Here is a 21,205-nt window from a genome sequence, read left to right on the forward strand (position 1 = left end):
CCACGCCATGGAGCACCGCCCCCCAGCCGCCCGGCTGACCGAGGCCGTCGCGAGCGCCGTCCAGCAGCACGGGGCGGGGAATCTGCTCCGCATCGTCCTCATCGTGATGGTCCTGGGCTGTGTGCTGACCGCCTGGTTCCTGCTGCGCGGCTACAAGCGGAAGGACGACTGACAGGCGGCGAAGGTTCCCCGCAGTCCGCCGCGCAGGCCTCCCCGGGGACGTCCCGGCGCCGCCGTCCGTCACCAACGGCGGAGTCGGCGTGATCGCCGTGAGGCCGCACGCTTACGATGAGCCGACGTCTTTATCCCGCCCACACGCGATAGGTCCTGACGAAGATGAGCTTCCACAGCGCCGCAGCCCAGTTGGTCACCCTTGCCGCCGAGGGCGAGGAGCACGGCGGAAACCACAACAGCCTCAACCCGGCCGTCACCGGCGGCGGCGCCCTGATCATCCTGCTCCTCCTGCTGTGGATCACCACGCGCTTCAACCGCGACCGCTGAGCGGGGAGCCCGTCCCCGGCCGGACGTCCGAGACCGGGCCGGTAGGGTCTGCACGCATGGGAGAGCAGGACATGCCTACCGGTCCGGCGCACGAGAGCGCCGACGGCACGGGGAAGCACCCGCAGTACCGGCCGGGCAGCGGCCCCGTCCACACGGGCAAGCGCCGCCTGGGCGTCATGGGCGGGACATTCGACCCGATCCACCACGGGCACCTCGTGGCGGCCAGCGAGGTCGCCGCGCAGTTCCAGCTGGACGAGGTGGTGTTCGTACCCACCGGCCAGCCGTGGCAGAAGTCCCACCGCAGCGTCTCCCCGGCCGAGGACCGCTACCTGATGACGGTCATCGCCACCGCCGAGAACCCCCAGTTCTCCGTCAGCCGCATCGACATCGACCGCGGCGGCCCCACCTACACCGTGGACACCCTGCGCGACCTGCGGGCCCTCAACCCGGACACCGACCTGTTCTTCATCACCGGCGCCGACGCGCTCGGCCAGATCCTCACCTGGCGCGACTCGGAGGAGCTGTTCTCCCTCGCCCACTTCATCGGCGTCACGCGCCCCGGCCACCACCTGGCCGACCCGGGTCTGCCGGAGGGCGGTGTCACACTCGTCGAGGTGCCCGCGCTCGCCATCTCCTCCACGGACTGCCGTGCGAGAGTCGCCAAGGGGGAGCCCATCTGGTACATGGTGCCGGACGGAGTCGTGCGCTACATCGACAAGCGCGAGCTGTACCGCGGCGAGTGAGCCGAGAGGGGCACCGGTGAACGACCGATACGACACGGGTGACGCCGGCTACGGCGCCGGCCCGTACGAACTCGTCGGCTACGACGAGTACGGGCAGCCGGTGTACCGGCAGGTTCCGGCACAGCAGGCTCCGCAGTCGACCTACGACTCCTACGGCCGGCAGCAGGGCTACGGCTACGACCCGTACGCCACCGGTACGCAGCCGCAGGCGTCCCCCTACGACTCCGCCCAGCAGCCGTCCGCCTACGGCACCTACGGCTCCCAGGCCCCGTACGATGCGTACGACCCGTACGGCACCGACGCGCACGGCACCGGCAACCATGACGCCGCCGCCTACGACCCCTACGGGCGGACCGCGGCCGGCGGACAGCAGCCGCGGGCCGCCGAGCAGACCGCCCACATCCCGCAGCAGCCCCGTCCCGCGGAGGACACCCCTGTCCCGGAGACGGCCGAGCGGCAGGCGGACCCGGACGAACCGGACTACCGCACCGAGCAGTTCGCGTTCGTCGAGGAGCCGGACGGTGACTCCGAGGACGTCATCGACTGGCTGAAGTTCACCGAGAACCGCACCGAGCGCCGCGAGGAGGCCCGCCGCCGCGCCCGCAGCCGGATCATCGCCCTGCTGGTCGTCGTCGCCCTCGTCGTGGCCGGCGGCGCCGGCTACCTCTGGTACGCCGGAAAGCTGCCCGGTCTGTCCTCCTCCGGTGGCGGCGACGGGACGGCCACGCCCGCCGCCGCCCAGAAGCGCGACGTGATCGTCGTCCACCTGCACAACACCGGCAAGGGCGGCACCTCGACGGCGCTGCTCGTCGACAACACCACCACGAAGCAGGGCACCACCGTGCTGCTGCCCAACTCCCTGGCGCTGTCCGGTGACGACGGCTCGACCACGACCCTCGCCAAGTCGGTCGACGACGACGGCTCCTCCGGCACCCGCGACCAGCTCGACACCGTCCTCGGCACCGACATCCAGGGCACCTGGCGCCTCGACACCCCCTACCTGCAGAACCTCGTCGACCTGGTCGGCAGCATCGACATCGACACCAACGCCGACGTACCCGACCCGGACGCCAAGAAGAAGGGCACCTCGCCCCTCGTCCACAAGGGCAGCGGCCAGACCCTCAGCGGCAAGATGGCCGTCGCCTACGCCACCTACCGCGCCTCCGGCGAGTCCCAGAACGCCCAGCTGGAGCGGTTCGGCCAGGTCATCCAAGCCGTCATGCGCAAGATGCCCTCCGAGTCGTCCTCGGCCACCACCACGGTGCAGACCCTCGCGCAGATCCTCGACCCGTCCCTGACCGACAAGGACCTCGGCGCCTTCCTCGCCAAGCTCGCCGACCTCGCCAAGAGCGGCGACTACCGGACCGCCCTGCTGCCCGTGCAGGGCGACGGCACACTGACCGCCGCCACCAGCGACAGTGTGGTGAAGGACATCCTCGGCGGCGCCGCCAGGAGCCCCGGCGCGGACTCCGCGGTCCGGGTCTCCGTTCAGAACGCCACCGGCGTGAAGGACAACGGCGAGAAGGCACGCGTGGTCCTCCTCAACGGCGGCTTCACCTTCCGGGAGGGCGGCACCGCCTCCGGCACCCGGGCCACCTCGAAGGTCGTCTACTCGGACGCCGCCCACAAGGCCGACGCCGCCGAGGTCGCCAAGACCCTCAGCCTGCCCGCCGGCTCCGTGGCCAAGGGCACCGTCTCCTCCGGCGCCGACGTCTCGGTCGTCCTCGGGGCCGACTACAAGCCCGCCGCCTCCTGACGGCGCGGCCGTGACGGCCCGGGCACCCCGCGCGGGTAATCGCGTGGGGTGCCCGGGGCGGTCCGTGAGACCCTTGAGGTCCAGTGACCGCCGACGGAAAGCCATGCAGTGACCGCAACCGACCATTCCCTCGAGCTCATCAACACCGCCGCCCAGGCGGCGGCCGACAAGCTCGCCCACGACGTCATCGCCTACGACGTCAGCGACGTACTGTCGATCACGGACGCCTTCCTGCTGGCGTCCGCGCCGAACGACCGCCAGGTCAGGGCCATCGTCGACGAGATCGAGGAGCGCCTGCTGAAGGAACTCGGCGCCAAGCCGGTACGCCGCGAGGGCGACCGCGAGTCCCGCTGGATCCTTCTCGACTACGTCGACATCGTCGTGCACGTCCAGCACAGCGAGGAGCGCGTCTTCTACGCCCTGGAGCGGCTGTGGAAGGACTGCCCCGAGCTGGAGCTGCCCGCCGACGCCAAGGCCACCCGCGGCAAGGCCGAGGAGCACGCCAAGCTGCAGGCCGCCGAGGCCGAGCAGGAACCGGACAGGGAGTGGCGGTGAGCGCCACCGGCGAGGTCACCGACCGCAGGGGCAGGGGCCGCCGCGTCATCCTGTGGCGGCACGGCCAGACCTCGTGGAACGTGGAGCGCCGCTTCCAGGGCAGCACGGACGTCGAGCTGACCGAGACCGGCATCGGTCAGGCCCGCCGTGCCGCCCGGCTGCTCGCCTCCCTGGGCCCCGACGCGATCATCGCCTCGGACCTGCGGCGGGCCGCGGACACGGCCGCCGAGCTGGCCGCCCTCACCGGTCTCGACGTGACCTGCGACGAGGGCCTGCGCGAGACCTACGCGGGCGTCTGGCAGGGGCTGACCCACGAGGAGATCATCGCGCGCCACGGCGAGGAGTACGCCGCCTGGAAGCGCGGCGAGCCGGTCCGCCGCGGCGGCGGCGAACTGGAGACGGAGGTCGCCGACCGCGCCGCCCCCGTGGTGCTGCGGCACGCCGAGAAGCTGCCCGAGGACGGCACCCTCGTCGTCGTCAGCCACGGCGGCACCATCCGCACCACCATCGGCCGGCTCCTCGGCCTGGAGCCCCGGCACTGGGAGAGCCTCGGTGGCCTCTCCAACTGCTGCTGGTCCGTGCTCGGCGAAGGCGCCCGCGGCTGGCGCCTGCTGGAGCACAACGCGGGCACCCTGCCGGAGCCCGTCCTCGGCGACGACGACTGAGCGTCCCGCCACTCGCCGGACCCCGGATTTCACTTTCTGGCAGGTCACAGGCTAAAGTTCTTCTTGTTCGCCCCGCCGAGCGGGGAGAACACCATGCGGCTCCGCCGCGTGGCACCAGGGGCTATAGCTCAGTTGGTAGAGCGCCTGCATGGCATGCAGGAGGTCAGGAGTTCAATTCTCCTTAGCTCCACTGATCGACACTCTCTTGAGTTGTCAAAGATCGGTGATGAGGATCCCGTCCCCTCCAGGGGGCGGGATCTTCTGTTATTCCGGACGTGCCGGCGGCCACAACCGCACCTCCCGCTTCCGCAGCAGCGCCACCTTCCTCCGTGTCTCGTCGTCCTCCGGGGTGTAGACCACGATCCGGCACTCGGGCATCCCGTCGATGGACAGCGACTGCGAGGTCATCCGCATGTCGCCCACCGCCGCGTGACGGAACGTCTTCACCCGAGGGCCCGGCGGTATCACCTCACCGCTCGCCCACAGCCGCGCGAAGCAGGGGCTGGCCGCCGACAGCGCGCGTATGAAGTCCTCCCACGCGGGCTCGCCCACGTGCCTTCCGTACGAGGACCGCAGCGTCGCCACCATCACCGGCAGTTCACGCTCCCGGTGCACGATCGGGCAGGTCTCCTCCGGCAGGGTGAACAGCGTCCACAGCACGTTCGGCACCCCCGTCCTGAGCGCCGGCATCACGAACAGGCTCCGGTAGGCCGGGTTGGTGGCCAGGACGTCGTAGCGCGAGTTGTAGACCACCGCGAGCAGCGGATCGAGGGCGTCGATGATGGCCTGCACCGCCGGGGCGACCCGCAGGGGCAGGCTCTCCGGGGCGGGATCGAAGGGCACCTCCGCCAGTCGGTACAGGTGCTCGCGCTCCGGCGGGTCCAGCCGCAGGGTGCGGGCCACCGCGTCGAGCACCTGCGGCGAGGCGTTGATCGGCCGTCCCTGCTCCAGCCACGTGTACCAGGTCACGCCCACCCCCGAGAGCTGGGCGACCTCCTCCCGGCGCAGCCCGGGCGTGCGCCGCCGCAGCCCCGGCGGCATGCCCACGTCGGCGGGTGTCACCCGCGCCCGCCGCGTGCGCAGAAAAGCGGCGAGCTCCGGCCGGCGGCGCTGTGCGCGCGCCGTGCCCGTCCCGTTCGTCGTGGGTGTCGTGCCGCGCGCCGTGCCCGTCCCGTTCGTCGTGCGTGTCGTACGCGTCGTACTCGTGGTCATGGTCGGTCCCCCGTAATCCCCGTCTCCATCGTCGGTACCCGTACTCGCCCCTGCCAGGTGCTGGCAGTACCAGCATCGGCGGGCACTCGGCACCAGTACCGGCTCCTCGTCAGGCTCGACGCCATGACGACGACATCCCGAACCGGGCCGGGCACGGAGCCCGTTCCCGACTCTGCGACCAGTGAAGCACTCGCCACTGACAGTGACTCCGCCGCCGCGAGCGGACCCAGCCTCAGGAAGACCGCCCCCGGCAGCGCTTCACCGGCTTCCGGCGGCGCCCCACCCGTCACGGAAAGTGAAGCACCCGCCACTGACAAGCGGCCCCGGCTCCTGCTCACGGTCCTGCTCGCCGCCTTGTTCATGGCGGCCCTCGACGTCTTCATCGTCAACGTGGCGGCCCCGACCATCGGCTCCGAGCTGCACTCCTCCGGAGCCGACCTGCAGCTGGTGATAGCCGGCTACGCCATCACCTACGCCGTGCTGCTGGTCACCGGCGCCCGGCTCGGTGACCGGCTCGGCCACGGCCGGGTCCACCTCGCCGGCCTCGCCCTGTTCACCGCCGCATCCCTCGCCTGCGGCCTCGCGCAGGGACCGGCCCAGCTGATCGTGTTCCGGCTGGTGCAGGGCGCCGGCTCGGCGCTGATGATCCCGCAGGTGCTCAGCCTGATCCAGCGCACGTTCACCGGTGAGGCCCGGGCCCGGGCGCTCGGCGCCTACTCGGCGGTCCTCGCCGTCGGCGCCGCCGCCGGACAGGTCGCGGGCGGTGTGCTGGTGAGCGCCGATCTGTTCGGCACCGGCTGGCGGCCGGTGTTCCTGGTGAACGTGCCGGTCGGCGCCGTCCTGCTGGTGGTGGGCAGGCGGGTCCTGCCGCTGGGCCGGGCGGGCGGCGAGGAGCGGAACCGCCCGCTCGACCTGCCCGGACTCGTGCTGCTCGCCGCGGCGGTGTCGCTGCTGACGGTGCCGCTCGTGCTCGGGCAGGAAGAGGACTGGCCCGCGTGGTCCTGGCTGTCTCTGGCCGCGTCCCTGGTGCTGCTCGCGCTGTTCTGCGGCCATGAATCCCGCCTGGCCCGGCGCGGCGGCGCCCCGCTGATCGCGCTGCGCGTGCTGCGGCACCCCGGCATCGGCCTGGCCGTCCTGCGCATCCTGGCGGTGATGTCGGTCAACGCCGGGTTCATGTTCGCGCTGACCCTGCACGTCCAGGGCGGTCTCGGCTACAGCGCCCTGCGGGCCGGCCTGGGCTTCGCGCCGACCGCGGCGGTCTTCGGCGCCGTCAGCCTGACCTGGCGGAGGTGGCCCGCGCCCTGGCAGCGCCGGCTCGCACCGGCCGGATTCGCGCTGACCGCGCTGTCCGTCGCCGTGGTGGGCCACGCCTTCCACGACGGCGGCGACGGGGGAGCGGTCCTGTACGCCGGATACACGGGAGTGGGCGCCGGCCTCGCGCTCGCCTTCAGCCCGACCCTCACCGGTGCGCTCGCCACCGTGCGCCCGCAGGACGCGGCGGACGCCAGCGGGCTGCTGGCGACGGTCACCCAGCTCGGCCAGCTAATCGGCGTGGCGTCGTTCGGCACACTGTTCCTGAACCGGCTTGAGTCACTCGGGGTCCCAGGGCCGTATACCTCCGCGGAGGCGTTCTCCGCGTGTGCCTGGGCCCTGGCCGGAACGGCCGTGGCAGGGGCCGTGTCCGGACTGGTACTGAGGCGTCGCTGACCGTATTGGCCCGGCCGTGGCAGAATCAAACGGCCGGAAGGGGGCGCGGCCCGACGGGAGGAGTAGCGATGCCTGCGAGCATCCTTGAGGAGGTCGGCCACCTCCTCGGTGCGGCGTTGATACGGGACACGACCACCCGGCTCAGCTGCCCTTCCTGCGGTTCCGCGCACGTGGCCCAGGTGCTCGGCGACAACGGCGGAATTTCCTACGTGTGCACGGCCTGCGGCCACAGCTGGAGCTGATCGATGGGTGCACACAGGCGAAAGTGCGACTGGTGCGGCAGTGGTACGCCGATCGTCCGTGACATGGAGCCGGTCAATCCCGACTACCAGTACTGGTGCGAGGAATGCGCGCGGGCGCTGATCATAAAAGGCGACCCGATCGAGACGTACCGGGAATTGGAGGGCGAGCCGATCTACGGCCGTCTCCTCGAGGAGCACTGCACGCTCAAAAGGTTCTATTCCTTCGTCACGGCTTGACGTCGGCCGCACCGGGCCCGGGCCGGCCGAACCGGGGCCGGTCCGGCGACGACGACGTCCACGCCAGCGCGAGGAAGGCGGCGCCGGCGCCCGCGTAGAGGGCCGAGAACGCCAGTTGCGCACCCTGCTGGTGGAGTTCGGGCCGCCCGGCGCCGTGCGGCACCCACCAGGGCGCGTACGACCAGAACGCCGTGAGCATGCCCAGCGCCGGTGCCCGGTGTCCGTGCGTCCACAGCAGCAGGACCAGTGGCACGCACCACACCCAGTGGTGCGTCCAGGAAACCGGGCTGATCAGGAGCCCCGTGACGGCGCACGCGCACACCGCCCAGGCCCGCCGGCCGCGCAACTCCGCCGCCACGGCCGCCGCGAGGCCCAGGGCGGCCGCCAGGGCCGCGGTGGCGACCCAGAGCGCTCCCGGGTCGGGTGAGTGCAGCAGGCGGGCCAGGACGCCGCGCAGGGCCTGGTTGGCGGTGTCCTCGGTACGCCCGACGCGGCCCACGCGGAAGACCATGTCCGTCCAGAACCGCCACGAGTCGTACGGCAGGACGGCCCAGGCCAGCAGCGTCGCTCCGGAGAAGGCGGCTGCGGCCCCGCGCGCGTGCCGCAGCCACGGCCTTCCGTCCCCGCCGCCCAGCCGCGCCGCGATGCCCGTGAGGAAGAGGAAGAGGAGGAACAGCGCGGGCGTCAGCTTCACCGCGGCGGCGAGTCCCAGGCCCACTCCGGCCCACCGGCGGCGGCCGCCGGCGGGGCTGTGGGACAGATCCCACAGCACCAGGACGGCCAGCAGCAGATTGACCTGGCCGTAGCGGAGGGTCGTCCAGACCGGCTCGCACCACACGGCCGGCGCCGCGACCCACCAGACGGTCTCCACGCGCGCGTGGCCGACGAGTTTCAGCGACAGCCGTACGAACGCCACCAGCAGCACGAGGTTCCCGGCCGTGGCCAGCGTGCTCAGGGGCGCCGCGTCGAGCAGCGACAGCGGTGCGAACAGCATGGCCGCGAACGGCGGGTAGGTGGTGGGCAGATGCGCGGACGTGGCCCGCAGTGCGTACAGGTCGCCGCCGGCGCGCACGGTGGCGCCCTCGGCCCGGTAGACCATCAGGTCGATCATCGACACGTGGGCGGCCCGCTGAGCGGCCCAGAAGGCCGTGAACGACACGAGGCACACCCCCAGGGCGGCCGGCACCCGGCGGGCTGCGGCAAACGCGTTCACGGTCACGAATGAGGACATTAGCCCTCGAACACGAGTGGAACGGAAACCGATTTGGTACTGCACCCCCAGGACCGTGTAATGTTGGCGTCGTCGCCGGGGGAACCGGGCGACACGGTCGAGAATCCGGCTCAGTCGGATGACGGCAAGGGGCTATAGCTCAGTTGGTAGAGCGCCTGCATGGCATGCAGGAGGTCAGGAGTTCAATTCTCCTTAGCTCCACAACGATCGAAGGCGGATCATCCTATGGATGGTCCGCCTTCGTCGTGTTGCGGGCCGGAGAACGCGCGCGGAACCAGGGCGGCGGAGTGTGGCGGCGGGCCACCCGGGCCGGGTGAGCCGCCGCCACACTCCGCTCAGCGGCCGAGAGCGCGCCGTCCGCGCCCCTGAGACAGGACCGGGAGGTTGCGCGACGGGGCCTGCCCGCGCGTGTCCTCCTCGATGCGCAGGGCCAGCGCCGGGCAACGGCGCACCGCGCGCAACGCCTTCGCCTCCGCGAAACGCGGCACCCTCGCCTGGGCGACGGTCGGGAAGCCGTCGGCCCCGAGTTCGAACACCTCGGGGAGGATGTCGGCGCACAGACCGTGGCCCCGGCACAGGGTCCAGTCGACGTAGATCTTCTGGCGGCTGCCGCCGCTCTCCTCGGGCTCCGCGCCGCCCGAGATGCCCGTAGGGGCCCTGCCCCCCTCGAAGAGCGGCAGAACGCCTTCCACGGGCCGTCCGCAGCCGTTGCCGAGGACATGGGCGGCGAGGTCGTCGGTGAACGCCTTGATGGTCGACTCCAGGAACATCGCGGAGCCGTCCGGGTGCGAACAGGCCCCGCGGCGCTTGACGTTCTTCGCGACCTGCTTCAACGCCTCCAGGGCGGCCGGCCCGCCGCCGTTCAGGATGTCCTCCATGCCGCGCGCGGCGGCGGGCAGCCCGAGGTAGCAGGGGCCGCACTGGCCGGCGCTCTCCTCGGCCAGCCACTGCGCCACGCGCAGCGACTCGCCCAGCGGACAGGTCTCCTGGCTGATCGGCAGGATCGCGCCCGCGCCCAGCGAACCGCCCACCGCGTCCAGCGAGTTGCGGGAGACGATCGCCTCGTTGACGGTCGCGGCGTCGATCCACTTGCCGTGGTAGCCGCCGGTCAGCACGCCCTGCGGCACCGGCGGGGCGCCCGCCAGCTGCAGCACGTAACGCAGCGGCACGCCCGTGGGGACCTCGATCACCATCGGGCGGGCCACCGCGCCGGAGACCGTCAGCATGACGGTGCCCGGCTCGTCGTACAGACCGGTGTTGCCGTAGCGCTCGGGGCCGATACGGGCCGCGATGGCCAGCTGCGCGAACGTCTCCGCGTTCGACAGCAGCGTCGGCGCGCCGCCGACGCCGCTCTGCGAGGCGCTGATCTTGCGGCCGGGAGGGATCGCCGGGCCGCCGTCGACCGAGCGGATCAGCGAGGCGGCGGCGCCCGTGACCATGCGTACCGGGTTGCGCTGCACCCAGGCGCGCAGCGCGGATCTGCGGCTGTTGCTCAGCCCTCGTTCGGTGAGCGCGGCCTCCATGGAGCGCTGCGTGGACTCGCGGGTGACGCCGATGACGAGGGTGCGCGCGCCGAGCGCCTCGGCGCACAGCAGCGCGCCGTCCAGGATGAGGTGCGGAGCACGGTTGATCAGCACCGTGTCCTTGCGGCAGGCCGGTTCGTCCTCGCTGCCGTTGACCACCACGACCGGCCGCACCCCGCGCTTGATCGCCGACTCGGCGACCGAGCGCAGCTTCTTGTGGAACGGGAAACCCGCACCGCCACGGCCCCTGAGGTTGATGCTTTCGGCGAGCTGGGCGAGCTGTTCACCGCCCAGCGGGTCGAGCGGGCCGTGCACCTTCAGGTGCATGGGCAGGTCGAGCCGCTCCACAAGGTCGAAGCCCGACGTGAGCTGGGGAAGCCCGACCACGCGGACCTCGGGGACGTCGGGCAGGGCCTCGTTCACCTATAGCCTCCGGAAGGCATGTTCCAAGGTTCGCCCGAACCCGGCGCGTCGTACGTGCCGGGGGATGGTTCGCTGGCGGGACCGCTGTCGAACGTGTCACCCGGGTTGTACGTGCCGTAGAGGCCGTTTGTCTCACGAGTGTCGTACACGTCACTTCCGCCGTATCCGGGTGTGCCCGGATTGCCGTAGACCGGGATGGTGTATCCGGTGTCCTGCAGCGGGTCGTACGCGGACGGCGGGGCCTCCCCGACCGGCGGCGGGGACGGGACCGGCCAGCTGCCCGAGGTGCTGGACGGGCCGTCGACGCGCGGAACGGCCTGCGTGGGCTGGAGGTCCAGCGGCAGGTCCATGCGGGCGGTCTGCCCGGCCGCGAACGGGTCCTGGGGCCGGCCCGGTGTGGACACCGCGCGGTAGGCGGCCGCGAAGCCCGAGGACGGCTCCCCGCCGGGAGCGGCGGGCGACTGGTAGAGGGGCGCGGACGGGGAGGCCGCGGGCTCGGCGCGCGCCGGCTTCGGCTCGCGACGGCCCTCGTAGCCGGGCAGGCCGGAGTCGGCCGCACGGGAGCGGCTCGCGTCCAGCTCATCGAGTCCCGGCCGCTCGGAGCTGCCGAACAGGGCCACCAGCCGGTCGGCGACCTTGCGTTTGACGGGGCGCGGGGCGGCGCGCAGCGCGAGGGCGCCCATCACGCCGAGCAGGGACAGGCTGTAGAGGATCACGAAGATCGGCTTGGCCGCGCGACCCGCGTAGAGCCCGTGGACGAGCGCCGCGCACCAGGCCGGGTAGGCCAGCATGTGCATGGCTCGCCAGCGGGCGGCGACGGGGGCCGGCGTGGCGAAGTTGCTGCGCAGGGCGCCGGTGACGCCCACGAAGATCATCAGCAGGCCGGCCAGCGAGCCGAGGCCGATCAGACCGCCGATGCCGGTGACACCGAGCGAGAACGGAATGATCGCGGCGATCGTCTGGGTGTGTCCGAGCGCCACCTTCGTGGTGATGTGCAGCAGCAGGAACGCGATGGAGCCGACGGCGGTCGTGCGGTGCACCGCCTGGCCGATGATCCGCTGCCGCGTGTTGAGGAAGATCCGGTCCTGGGCGAACAGGCCCCAGATCACGGAGCAGCTGAGGGAGACCAGGGAGAGCACGCCTGCGCCGAAGTTCAGAAATTCGCGGAACTGGCTGCCTCCGACCAGCACGACCACGGGTATCAGCAGCAGGACGACGGCCGACGCCACCCCATAGGCCGAGCGGCCCGGCCTGGGGAGCGAACTGGTACTACGACGAGGGTTCATGGGGGCAACTCCGAGCAGTTTCGGGAAAGCGGTCCCGCTGCCGAACTCTAAGTGGCGTCATACCGATCAGTACGGTGTTTGAGTTATTGCGTTGTTATCAACGGACGATCTAACTGGAGCGATGTCCCTTAGCGGGCGTTACGCGAAGTAATCATTGACCTTGATTCAGTTCCGGGGCCGGTTCATGTCATGTCCACCAGTCATACGGAAGCGCGTCGCAGCTTGCTCAAGGCCTGCGGTACCCTAACGCCATGCGTGCCGTACGCCTTCTGCTTAGCGGGCCGCGCTGATCAGTACCGACCTACGGTCCAGCCGTGAGGCCGGCATCGGCGCGGCGTCCCCTCCTGTGTGAGGGGATTTTTCGTTTCCGCAGGCAGAGACGATCGATGGAGCTTTGAGGATCATGAGCGAGACGAACCCCGCTGCCACCGCCGAGGTGGCCGCGCCGCACCGCTACACGGCCGCCATGGCGGCCGACATCGAGGCACGCTGGCAGGACTTCTGGGACGCCGACGGCACGTACGCCGCGCCCAACCCCACGGGTGACCTGGCCGGTGATCCCGAGCTGGCCGCGAAGCCCAAGAAGTTCATCATGGACATGTTCCCGTACCCCTCCGGTGCGGGCCTGCACGTCGGCCACCCGCTGGGCTACATCGCCACCGACGTCTACGCCCGGTTCCAGCGCATGACCGGCCACAACGTCCTGCACACCCTGGGCTTCGACGCCTTCGGCCTGCCCGCCGAGCAGTACGCCGTGCAGACCGGCACGCACCCGCGCGTGTCCACCGAGGCCAACATCGAGAACATGAAGGCCCAGCTGCGCCGGCTGGGCCTGGGCCACGACAAGCGCCGGTCCTTCGCCACGATCGACCCGGACTACTACAAGTGGACCCAGTGGATCTTCCTGCAGATCTTCGGCTCCTGGTACGACGAGGAGGCGCGCAGGGCCCGCCCGATCTCCGAGCTGATCGCGCAGTTCCAGTCCGGTGAGCGGGCGATCCCGGGCTCCACGCGCGCGTGGAGCGAGCTGAGCGGCCCCGAGCGTGCCGAGATCCTGGGTGAGTACCGCCTGGCCTACGCCTCCGACGCGCCGGTGAACTGGTGCCCCGGCCTGGGCACCGTGCTGGCCAACGAGGAGGTCACCGCCGACGGCCGCTCCGAGCGCGGCAACTACCCGGTCTTCAAGGCCAAGCTGCGCCAGTGGAACATGCGCATCACCGCCTACGCCGACCGGCTGCTGGAGGACCTGGAGGAGCTGGACTGGCCCGAGGCCATCAAGCTGCAGCAGCGCAACTGGATCGGCCGCAGCGAGGGGGCCCGCGTCGACTTCCCGATCGACGGCGAGCGCATCACCGTCTTCACCACCCGCCCGGACACCCTGTTCGGCGCGACCTACATGGTGCTGGCGCCCGAGCACCCGCTGGTGGAGAAGTTCACCCCGCAGTCCTGGCCGGAGGGCACCCACGACGTGTGGACCGGCGGTCACGCGACCCCGGCCGAGGCCGTCGCCGCCTACCGCGCGCAGGCCGCCGCCAAGTCCGACGTCGAGCGGCAGGCCGAGGCCAAGGACAAGACCGGTGTCTTCATCGGCGCGTACGCGACCAACCCGGTCAACGGCGACCGCGTCCCGGTCTTCATCGCCGACTACGTCCTGATGGGCTACGGCACCGGCGCCATCATGGCCGTGCCGGCGGGCGACCAGCGCGACTTCGAGTTCGCGCGCGCCTTCGAGCTGCCGATCCACTGCGTCGTCGAGCCGACCGACGGCCGCGGCACCGACACCTCGACGTGGGAGGACGCCTTCGCCTCGTACGACGCGAAGATCATCAACTCCTCCAACGACGAGGTCTCGCTGGACGGCCTGGGCGTCACCGAGGCCAAGGCCCGCATCACCGAGTGGCTGCAGGCCAGGGGCATCGGCGAGGGCACCGTCAACTTCCGCCTGCGCGACTGGCTGTTCAGCCGCCAGCGCTACTGGGGCGAGCCCTTCCCGATCGTCTACGACGAGGACGGCGTCGCCCACGCGCTGCCCGAGTCGATGCTGCCGCTGGAGCTGCCGGAGGTCGAGGACTACAGCCCGCGCACCTTCGACCCCGACGACGCCGACACCCAGCCCGAGACGCCGCTGTCGCGCAACGAGGAGTGGGTCCACGTCACCCTGGACCTGGGCGACGGGCCGAAGAAGTACCGCCGCGAGACCAACACCATGCCCAACTGGGCCGGTTCCTGCTGGTACGAGTTCCGCTACCTGGACCCGCACAACGAGCGCCGGCTGGTCGACCCCGAGATCGAGCGGTACTGGATGGGCCCGCGCGAGGGCCTGCCGCACGGCGGTGTCGACCTGTACGTCGGCGGCGCCGAGCACGCCGTGCTGCACCTGCTGTACGCCCGCTTCTGGTCCAAGGTGCTGTACGACCTGGGGCACGTCTCCTCCGCGGAGCCGTTCCACAAGCTGTTCAACCAGGGCATGATCCAGGCCTACGTGTACCGGGACAGCCGCGGCATCGCGGTGCCGGCCGCCGAGGTCGAGGAGCGCGACGGCGCCTACTACCACCAGGGCGAGAAGGTCAGCCGCCTGCTGGGCAAGATGGGCAAGTCGCTGAAGAACGCGGTGACCCCGGACGAGATCGCCGCCGAGTACGGTGCCGACACGCTGCGCCTGTACGAGATGGCCATGGGCCCGCTGGACGTCTCGCGCCCGTGGGACACGCGCGCGGTCGTGGGCCAGTTCCGGCTGCTGCAGCGGCTGTGGCGCAACATCGTCGACGAGAGCACCGGCGCGGTCACGGTCACCGACGACGAGCCCGGCGAAGAGACGCTGCGAGCCCTGCACAAGGCGATCGACGGTGTCCGCCAGGACCTGGAGGGCCTGCGCTTCAACACCGCCATCGCCAAGGTCACCGAGCTGAACAACCACCTCACCAAGGCCGGCACGGCGGTGCCGCGGTCCGTGGCCGAGCCGCTGGTCCTGATGGTCGCGCCGTTGGCCCCGCACGTCGCGGAGGAGCTGTGGCGCAAGCTGGGCCACACCGACTCGGTCGTCCACCAGGACTTCCCGGTCGCCGACCCGGCCTATGTCGTGGACGAGACCGTGACCTGCGTCGTGCAGATCAAGGGCAAGGTCAAGGCCCGTCTGGAGGTGCCGCCGGCCATCTCCGAGGAGGAGCTGGAGAAGGTGGCGCTGGCGGACGAGAAGGTCGTCGCGGCGCTGGACGGTGCGGGCATCCGCAAGGTGATCGTACGGGCGCCGAAGCTGGTGAACATCGTCCCCGCGTGACGATCGGCGACCGCGACCGGACGGTGTAGGGGTGGTCCCCTACGGGCAGGTTCGGGGTTCTCGCGGAACTCCGGACCTGTCCGCTGCGTTTACCGTGGAGAGCACAGCGGCTTGTGCCGCACCGGCCTGAGGAGGGGTGTTCGTGGAGGCAGTGATCGCCGTGTTCGCTCTGCTTTTCCTGCTCTTCGTCGGGCTGGGCGCCTACGCCACCGTCAAGGCGGTCGGCGCCGCCAAGCGCGGGGTGGACCGGACCATCGCGCAGGCCCGCCGCACGGTGGAGGACCACACCCTGCGCGCCAGATCCCTGGCGCAGGCCGGCCCCGCCGGGGAGATCGCCCAACTGAGGCTTACCCTGCGTACCTCCATGCGCGCCACGCAGGACGCGCTGTACGCGGGTGCGGAGGAGGACGAGTCCCTCAAGGAGTCCCTGCACCTCTTCGAGCGGCTCAGCGCGCACGGCCACGAGCTGGACGCGGACCTCAGGCGCATGGAGTCCGAGCCGGACCGCGCCAGGCTCGCCGCCCACCTGCCCGAGCTGCGGGCCCGCACCGAGCGCATCACCGAGTCGGCGGACTCGCTGCGCTGGGCCGTCCGCGACCGGGCACGCCGCTTCGCCGACGACGACCTGGGCTCGCTCAGTGCCCAGATCAACCTCGAGGCCGACGCACTGCGCCACTGGACCCGGGCCGAGGCCGCACCGACGGCCCCGCAGTGGCCGGACACCCCCTCCTCGGCCGAAGACCCGGCCGCGCGGGAGAGCCGCCCAGGCGCACCCGGCTCACACCCCGCGGAGGAACCGGCCGCCCAGGCGATCACCGCGCCGAAGCCGCGCCCCGCCTACCCCTGGCAGAAGAAGACCCGCCCGGAGACCACCACCTGAGCCGTCCCCCGAATCCGCAGGACAGGGGCCGGACTGCCGAGTGACCGCCACGACGGGTAACCTCCAGTCTCATGTCCCGCCATGTCGCGATCGTCACCGATTCAACGGCCTACCTGCCGCCACGGACGATGGAGCGCCACGGCATCACCGCGGTACCGCTGACCGTGGTCCTCGGCGACCGAGCGCTCGAAGAGGGCACCGAGATCTCGACCCGCTCCCTGGCCCAGGCCCTGCAGAAGCGGCGCCCCGTCACCACCTCCCGCCCCAGCCCCCGGGTCTTCGCGGAGACCTACCGCAGGGTCGCCGAGTCCGGCGCGAGCGCCATCGTCTCCCTGCACCTGTCGGCGGAGCTGTCCGGCACCTATGACGCGGCGGTCCTCGCGGCGCGTGAGGCAGCGGTGCCCGTGCGTGTGGTGGACACCGGCATGGTCGCGATGGCCCTCGGCTTCTGCGCGCTCACCGCGGCCGAGGTGGCCGGCTCCGGCGGCACCGTGGACGAGGCCGTCGCCGCCGCCGAGAAACGGGCGACGGGCACCTCCGCCTATTTCTACGTCGACACCCTCGACTACCTGCGCCGGGGCGGCCGTATCGGCGCGGCGCAGGCACTCCTCGGCTCCGCACTCGCCGTCAAACCCCTGCTGCAGCTGGAGGGCGGCCGCATCGAGCTGCTCGAGAAGGTGCGCACGGCCTCCAGGGCGATCGCCCGGCTGGAGGAGATCGCCGCCGAGCGCGCGGGCGCCGCCGAGGTGGACATCGCCGTGCACCATCTCGCCGCCCCCGAGCGGGCCTCCGCACTCGCCGACCGGCTGCGGGCACGGGTGCCGGGGCTGGCCGACCTCCATGTCAGCGAGGTCGGAGCGGTGATCGGCGCGCACACGGGACCCGGTCTGCTGGGCGTGGTGGTCTCACCTCGCTGACGAGCGGGAGCCGCCCTGAGCGGTTTCACTCGTGCGGGTGACGGAGTTTTCCACAAGCGGGCTGTTCTCCCCGGGAACTGACCAAGATCATCGCGAACCGGCGAGGTGTTCCATCCTCGTCGCATGGCACTTCGATCACGCTCCCGCACAGCTGTCGTGACCAGCGGTCCCGGCCGCGGTCCCACCTCCGACGGCCGTGTCCGCGGCCACCGCGGCAGCGGCACACGTCACGGCACCGGCCACCGCCGCGGCGCCGACCGGCGTCGCGCCCGTCACCGCCCGCCGGCTCCGGCGGACGAACTGCGCCGCCGGGCGGAACTCCTGTTCGGCGAACGAGCCGTCCGCCACCAGGAGTCGGGCAACGCGCCGCCGGAGCCGCAGGACCCCGTGGGCGCGGCGACGACGACGGTGAGGGGCCCGGTGCCCGGACTGAGCCCGGCGCGTCCGGCGCCTGCGGCCGCACCGGGGCCGACGACGGCTTCGCGACCCGAACGGTCCGGTGCCGCACCCCTGTCGGGGCCGCCTGCCACCTCGTCACCGGACTGGCGGGAGCGGGCCGGGCTGGCACTGCGGGAGCGCATGCCTGTGTGGCTGCAGACGCGGTGCGGGGTGGACCGGCGGGGAGCCGTGGCGCTCGCCGTGGTGCTCGTGGCCGCGGCCGTGTTGGCCGCGCAGCACTTCTGGACCGGCCGCGCCCAGTCCGTGAGCGCTCCGCAGGTGGTGCGCACGGAGGCTTCCCGCGTCCGGCAGCACGAGGACACCAGGGGCGCCAAGGGCGGTGCGGCCATGGGCGCCTCGACGGCTCCGGGCGGGGACATCGTCGTGGACGTCAGCGGCAAGGTACGGGAACCGGGCATCCGGCGGCTTCCGGCCGGTTCCCGGGTGGCCGACGCGTTGCGGGCGGCGGGCGGTGTCCGTCCGGGTGTCGGCACCGACGGCCTCAACCGGGCCCGCTTCCTGGTCGACGGCGAACAGGTCGTCGTGGGCACGCCCGCCGGAGCACCGGCCGCGCCCGGCCCGGCGGGCGGGGCGGCCGCCGGACCGGTGGGCGCCGGTCCCACGGCCCCGGTGTCCCTGAACACGGCGACCGTGGACCAGCTCGACACCCTCCCCGGAGTCGGGCCCGTACTGGCCCAGCACGTCATCGACTACCGCACCCAGCACGGTGGTTTCCGCTCGGTGGACGAACTCCGCGAGGTCAACGGGATCGGCGACCGCCGCTTCACCGATCTGAAGGCCCTGGTGCGGCCATGAGCCGCCCGCGTGACGAAGCCACCCCCGGCCCCGGCCACAACTCCGGCCCCGGCCCCGGCTCCAACCTCTTCCCCGGCCCCGGCCCGGGGTCCGGGGAGCGCGGGGGCGAGCACGCCGGCCCAACGGGCCCGGTGGACCTGCGCCTGGTGCCGCCCGCCCTGGCGGCCTGGGCCACGGCGGCCCTGACACTGGACGTGTCCGCGGGCTGGAGCGCCGTGGTCGCGGTCGCCGGCGCGGTCGGCGGGATCCTGCTGCTGTCGGTGCGGGGGAGGAGACGCACCGTGCGGGTCCGGACGGACGGCCGGAGAGGACGAGAGGGTCCCGGTGCGCGGACCGCACCGCCGCAGGGAGCGCCAGGCCGGATCACGTGGGCCCGTTCCTCGGCCGCCGCAGTGCTGCTCTGCGTCGCGGCGGCCGCCGCTTCCGCGGGGTTGCACGGGGCGGACGTGCGGCGCGGCCCGGTGCCCGAACTGGCCCGGCGGTTCGCGACCGTGACCGCCGAGGTCGAGGTGACCGGCGATCCCTGGCTGAGCAGGCCCCAGGTGCACGGTGACCACGCGGCGCCCGTGGCGGTGCTGCTCCGCGCGCAGGTGCGCCGTGTCGAACGGAGCGACGGGACGGCTGTGCGCACGCGCACCCCTGTGCTGATGGTCGTCGACGCGGACATTCCGGCGCCGTGGAGGAGTCCCGCGAGGGGTGAGCGCTCCGGAGAGGCGCCGATGCGCAGGACCGCCGCTCCCGGACCGCCGGGCACCCCTGCCCGGGGAGCGGAGCGGCGTGCCGCTTGGCTCGGGGTGTTGCCGTCCACGCGGCTGTGGGTGGGCGGGCGGCTGGCGCCCGCGTCGGGCGGCGGTGACCGGACCGCGGCCGTGCTCCGGGTGCGCCGCGGGCCGCAGCCGCGGATCGTGGCGGGGCCCAGCGCGCCGCAACGACTGGCGGGGCGGCTCAGGGTGGGGCTGCGGGAGGCGACCGACGGTCTGCCGGGGGACGCGCGTGCGCTGCTTCCCGGGCTGGTGGTCGGCGACACCGCGCGGATCACGCCCGAGCTGGACGAGGCCTTCAAGGAAACCGATCTGGCACACACGCTCGCCGTCTCGGGCAGCAACCTCACCGTGCTGCTCGCCCTGCTCATCGGGCCGCCCGGCCTGGCGCAGCGCGCCGAACGCCGTGGTTTCGCCCCGCGCCTCGGGCTTTCGCTGCGGGTGACCGCCCTGTCCGCGGCAGCGCTGACACTGGGTTTCGTCATCGTGTGCCGGCCGGACCCCAGCGTGCTGCGCGCCGCCGCCTGCGGTGCGGTCGCCCTGCTCGCCCTGGCCACCGGGCGCCGCAGGTCCCTGGTCCCGGCGCTGGCCACGGCGGTCCTGCTGCTGGTGCTGTACGACCCGTGGCTGGCCCGCAGCTACGGCTTCCTGCTCTCCGTACTGGCCACCGGCGCGCTGCTGCTCCTGGCACCGGGCTGGAGCGAGGCGTTGCGGCGGCGCCGGGTGCCCCCGCGGCTCGCCGAGGCACTGGGCGCGGCGGCGGCGGCGCAGGCCGTGTGCGCGCCGGTGGTGGCGGTGCTGTCGGCCCGGGTGAGCCTGGTGGCGGTGCCCTGCAACCTGCTGGCCGAGGCCGCTGTGGCGCCGTCCACCGTGCTGGGGTTCGCGGCGCTGGCGACGGCACCGGTGGCGATGCCGGTGGCCAAGGCGCTTGCTTGGTGCGCGAGTTGGCCGGCCGGATGGATCGCCGGGGTCGCCCGTACGGGGGCGGCGCTGCCCGGAGCCGGAGTGGACTGGCCCGCGAGCTGGGCGGGAGCGCTGGCGCTCGCGGTGGTCACGGCGGCCGTCGTCCTGGCCGGCCGGAGGCTGCTACGGCACCCCTGGTGGTGCGGACTCCTCACGGTGGTGCTCCTGCTGGCGGTCGTACGGCCGGCGCCGCTGACCCGGGTGATCACGGGCTGGCCGCCACCGGGCTGGCGGTTCGCGATGTGCGATGTGGGACAGGGCGACGCGACCGTACTGGCGGCCGGGAGGGGAACCGGAGTGGTCGTGGACGCCGGACCCGATCCGGCGCCGGTCGACCACTGTCTGCGGCAGCTGGGCATCACCCGCGTCCCCCTCCTCGTCCTCACCCACTTCCACGCCGACCACGTGGCGGGCCTGACCGGCGTTCTCCGCGGCCGCTCGGTGGCCGAGATCCAGACCACTGGCTTCGAAGAGCCGGCCGGGCAGGCCGAGTTCGTCATGAGGGAGGCGGCCGCACGGCACATCCCCGTCACGCGTGCCGTCGCGGGGGCGGAACGGCGCACCGGGCCGCTCGCCTGGCGCGTCCTGTGGCCCCCGCCGCAGGCCCGGCCGCCCTCGGGCGCACTGACACCCCCGGCCTGGCCGGGCGCACTGACGGAGCCCGACGGACCGAACGACGCGAGCGTCGCGCTGCTCGTGCGCACGGGCGGACTGCGGCTGTTGCTGCTCGGGGATCTCGAACCCCCGGCTCAGGAGGCGTTGTCGCGGTCCCCGGCGGTGGCGGAGCTGGCCGGCGTCGACGTACTGAAGGTCGCCCACCACGGCTCGGCCTACCAGGACCCGGAGCTGATACGGCTGGCGGCGCCCCGGGTGGCCCTCGTGTCCGCCGGAGCCGGCAACCCGTACGGTCACCCGGCACCGTCGACCATGGCCGCGCTGCGGGCCGGTGGCGCCACGGTACTGAGCACCGACCGGGACGGAGCGCTGGCGGCCACGGGGACGGGAGGGGCCGCCGGGGAGATACGGGTCACGAGGGGGTGAGACGGGTCACGTGTGACGAGAGCGAGGAGAG

General features: G+C 72.5%; 18 protein-coding genes and 2 tRNA genes. 16 read left to right on the forward strand and 4 right to left on the reverse strand.

What is annotated here, in order from left to right; all coding sequences use genetic code 11:
* Window positions 1-7: 7 nt before the first annotated feature.
* The 7 genes from IE177_RS06145 (at window position 8) to IE177_RS06175 (ending at window position 4,410) form a co-directional block, all read left to right on the forward strand.
* Complete coding sequence (locus IE177_RS06145; RefSeq protein WP_190013707.1) at window positions 8-172, forward strand: hypothetical protein; 165 nt, start codon at window positions 8-10, stop codon at window positions 170-172.
* Between the two features lie 164 nt (window positions 173-336).
* Window positions 337-501, forward strand: a complete 165-nt coding sequence (locus tag IE177_RS06150; protein WP_190013708.1) for a hypothetical protein — start codon at window positions 337-339, stop codon at window positions 499-501.
* 56 nt (window positions 502-557) lie between these two features.
* Window positions 558-1,244, forward strand: coding sequence for a nicotinate-nucleotide adenylyltransferase (gene nadD, locus IE177_RS06155; protein ID WP_190013709.1), 687 nt, complete (start codon window positions 558-560; stop codon window positions 1,242-1,244).
* A gap of 16 nt (window positions 1,245-1,260) precedes the next feature.
* Entirely contained in the window at window positions 1,261-3,000 is a 1,740-nt protein-coding gene (locus IE177_RS06160; protein WP_190013710.1) for an LCP family protein, read from the forward strand.
* A gap of 108 nt (window positions 3,001-3,108) precedes the next feature.
* Window positions 3,109-3,555, forward strand: coding sequence for a ribosome silencing factor (gene rsfS, locus IE177_RS06165; RefSeq protein ID WP_190013711.1), 447 nt, complete (start codon window positions 3,109-3,111; stop codon window positions 3,553-3,555).
* Window positions 3,546-4,220, forward strand: coding sequence for a histidine phosphatase family protein (locus IE177_RS06170; protein WP_190013712.1), 675 nt, complete (start codon window positions 3,546-3,548; stop codon window positions 4,218-4,220). Before rsfS ends, IE177_RS06170 begins: the two co-directional genes overlap by 10 nt.
* 117 nt (window positions 4,221-4,337) lie before the next feature.
* A tRNA-Ala gene (locus IE177_RS06175) sits at window positions 4,338-4,410 on the forward strand.
* A 74-nt stretch (window positions 4,411-4,484) separates the two neighbouring features.
* On the opposite strand, the gene IE177_RS06180 is transcribed toward IE177_RS06175, so the two are convergent.
* Complete coding sequence (locus IE177_RS06180) at window positions 4,485-5,432, reverse strand: helix-turn-helix transcriptional regulator (protein ID WP_190013713.1); 948 nt, start codon at window positions 5,430-5,432, stop codon at window positions 4,485-4,487.
* A 354-nt stretch (window positions 5,433-5,786) separates the two neighbouring features.
* Between IE177_RS06180 and IE177_RS06185 the strand changes: the two genes are divergently transcribed.
* From IE177_RS06185 to IE177_RS06195, 3 genes are all read left to right on the forward strand, one after another.
* Window positions 5,787-7,139, forward strand: a complete 1,353-nt coding sequence (locus IE177_RS06185) for an MFS transporter (RefSeq protein WP_190013714.1) — start codon at window positions 5,787-5,789, stop codon at window positions 7,137-7,139.
* A 68-nt stretch (window positions 7,140-7,207) separates the two neighbouring features.
* Window positions 7,208-7,381 (forward strand): hypothetical protein, encoded by a 174-nt coding sequence (locus tag IE177_RS06190; RefSeq protein ID WP_014672673.1) that lies wholly within the window; start codon window positions 7,208-7,210, stop codon window positions 7,379-7,381.
* Window positions 7,382-7,384: 3 nt separating this feature from the next.
* Entirely contained in the window at window positions 7,385-7,618 is a 234-nt protein-coding gene (locus IE177_RS06195) for a hypothetical protein (RefSeq protein ID WP_003976229.1), read from the forward strand.
* Here the strand turns inward: IE177_RS06195 and IE177_RS06200 are convergent.
* Window positions 7,608-8,837: a glycosyltransferase 87 family protein gene (locus tag IE177_RS06200; RefSeq protein WP_229815914.1), complete on the reverse strand. Its 1,230-nt coding sequence runs from the start codon at window positions 8,835-8,837 to the stop codon at window positions 7,608-7,610. The two genes, IE177_RS06195 and IE177_RS06200, sit on opposite strands and share 11 nt — an antisense overlap.
* Window positions 8,838-8,977: 140 nt before the next feature.
* Here IE177_RS06200 and IE177_RS06205 point away from each other — a divergent pair.
* Window positions 8,978-9,050, forward strand: a tRNA-Ala gene (locus IE177_RS06205).
* A gap of 134 nt (window positions 9,051-9,184) precedes the next feature.
* Here IE177_RS06205 and IE177_RS06210 read toward each other — a convergent pair.
* Together IE177_RS06210 and IE177_RS06215 are read right to left on the reverse strand one after the other, a co-directional pair.
* Complete coding sequence (locus IE177_RS06210) at window positions 9,185-10,795, reverse strand: NADH-quinone oxidoreductase subunit NuoF family protein (RefSeq protein ID WP_190013716.1); 1,611 nt, start codon at window positions 10,793-10,795, stop codon at window positions 9,185-9,187.
* On the reverse strand, window positions 10,792-12,081 hold the full coding sequence (locus IE177_RS06215; protein WP_190013717.1) for a cytochrome b/b6 domain-containing protein: 1,290 nt from the start codon (window positions 12,079-12,081) through the stop codon (window positions 10,792-10,794). The genes IE177_RS06210 and IE177_RS06215 overlap by 4 nt, the downstream gene beginning before the upstream one ends.
* A gap of 403 nt (window positions 12,082-12,484) precedes the next feature.
* On the opposite strand from IE177_RS06215, the gene leuS reads away from it, so the two are divergent.
* From leuS to IE177_RS06240, 5 genes are all read left to right on the forward strand, one after another.
* The gene (gene leuS, locus IE177_RS06220; RefSeq protein ID WP_190013718.1) at window positions 12,485-15,358 is read left to right on the forward strand and encodes a leucine--tRNA ligase; all 2,874 of its coding nucleotides are present in this window, start codon (window positions 12,485-12,487) and stop codon (window positions 15,356-15,358) included.
* A gap of 142 nt (window positions 15,359-15,500) precedes the next feature.
* Window positions 15,501-16,238: a hypothetical protein gene (locus IE177_RS06225; protein ID WP_190013719.1), complete on the forward strand. Its 738-nt coding sequence runs from the start codon at window positions 15,501-15,503 to the stop codon at window positions 16,236-16,238.
* A gap of 71 nt (window positions 16,239-16,309) precedes the next feature.
* On the forward strand, window positions 16,310-17,155 hold the full coding sequence (locus tag IE177_RS06230) for a DegV family protein (RefSeq protein WP_190013720.1): 846 nt from the start codon (window positions 16,310-16,312) through the stop codon (window positions 17,153-17,155).
* Between the two features lie 123 nt (window positions 17,156-17,278).
* Window positions 17,279-18,409, forward strand: coding sequence for a ComEA family DNA-binding protein (locus tag IE177_RS06235; RefSeq protein ID WP_190013721.1), 1,131 nt, complete (start codon window positions 17,279-17,281; stop codon window positions 18,407-18,409).
* Window positions 18,406-21,174, forward strand: coding sequence for a ComEC/Rec2 family competence protein (locus IE177_RS06240; protein WP_190013722.1), 2,769 nt, complete (start codon window positions 18,406-18,408; stop codon window positions 21,172-21,174). Before IE177_RS06235 ends, IE177_RS06240 begins: the two co-directional genes overlap by 4 nt.
* The last annotated feature ends 31 nt before the right edge of the window (window positions 21,175-21,205 follow it).

Origin of the sequence: Streptomyces lucensis JCM 4490 (assembly GCF_014650035.1) — a bacterium.
In the GTDB taxonomy this organism is placed as follows: Bacteria; Actinomycetota; Actinomycetes; order Streptomycetales; family Streptomycetaceae; genus Streptomyces; species Streptomyces lucensis.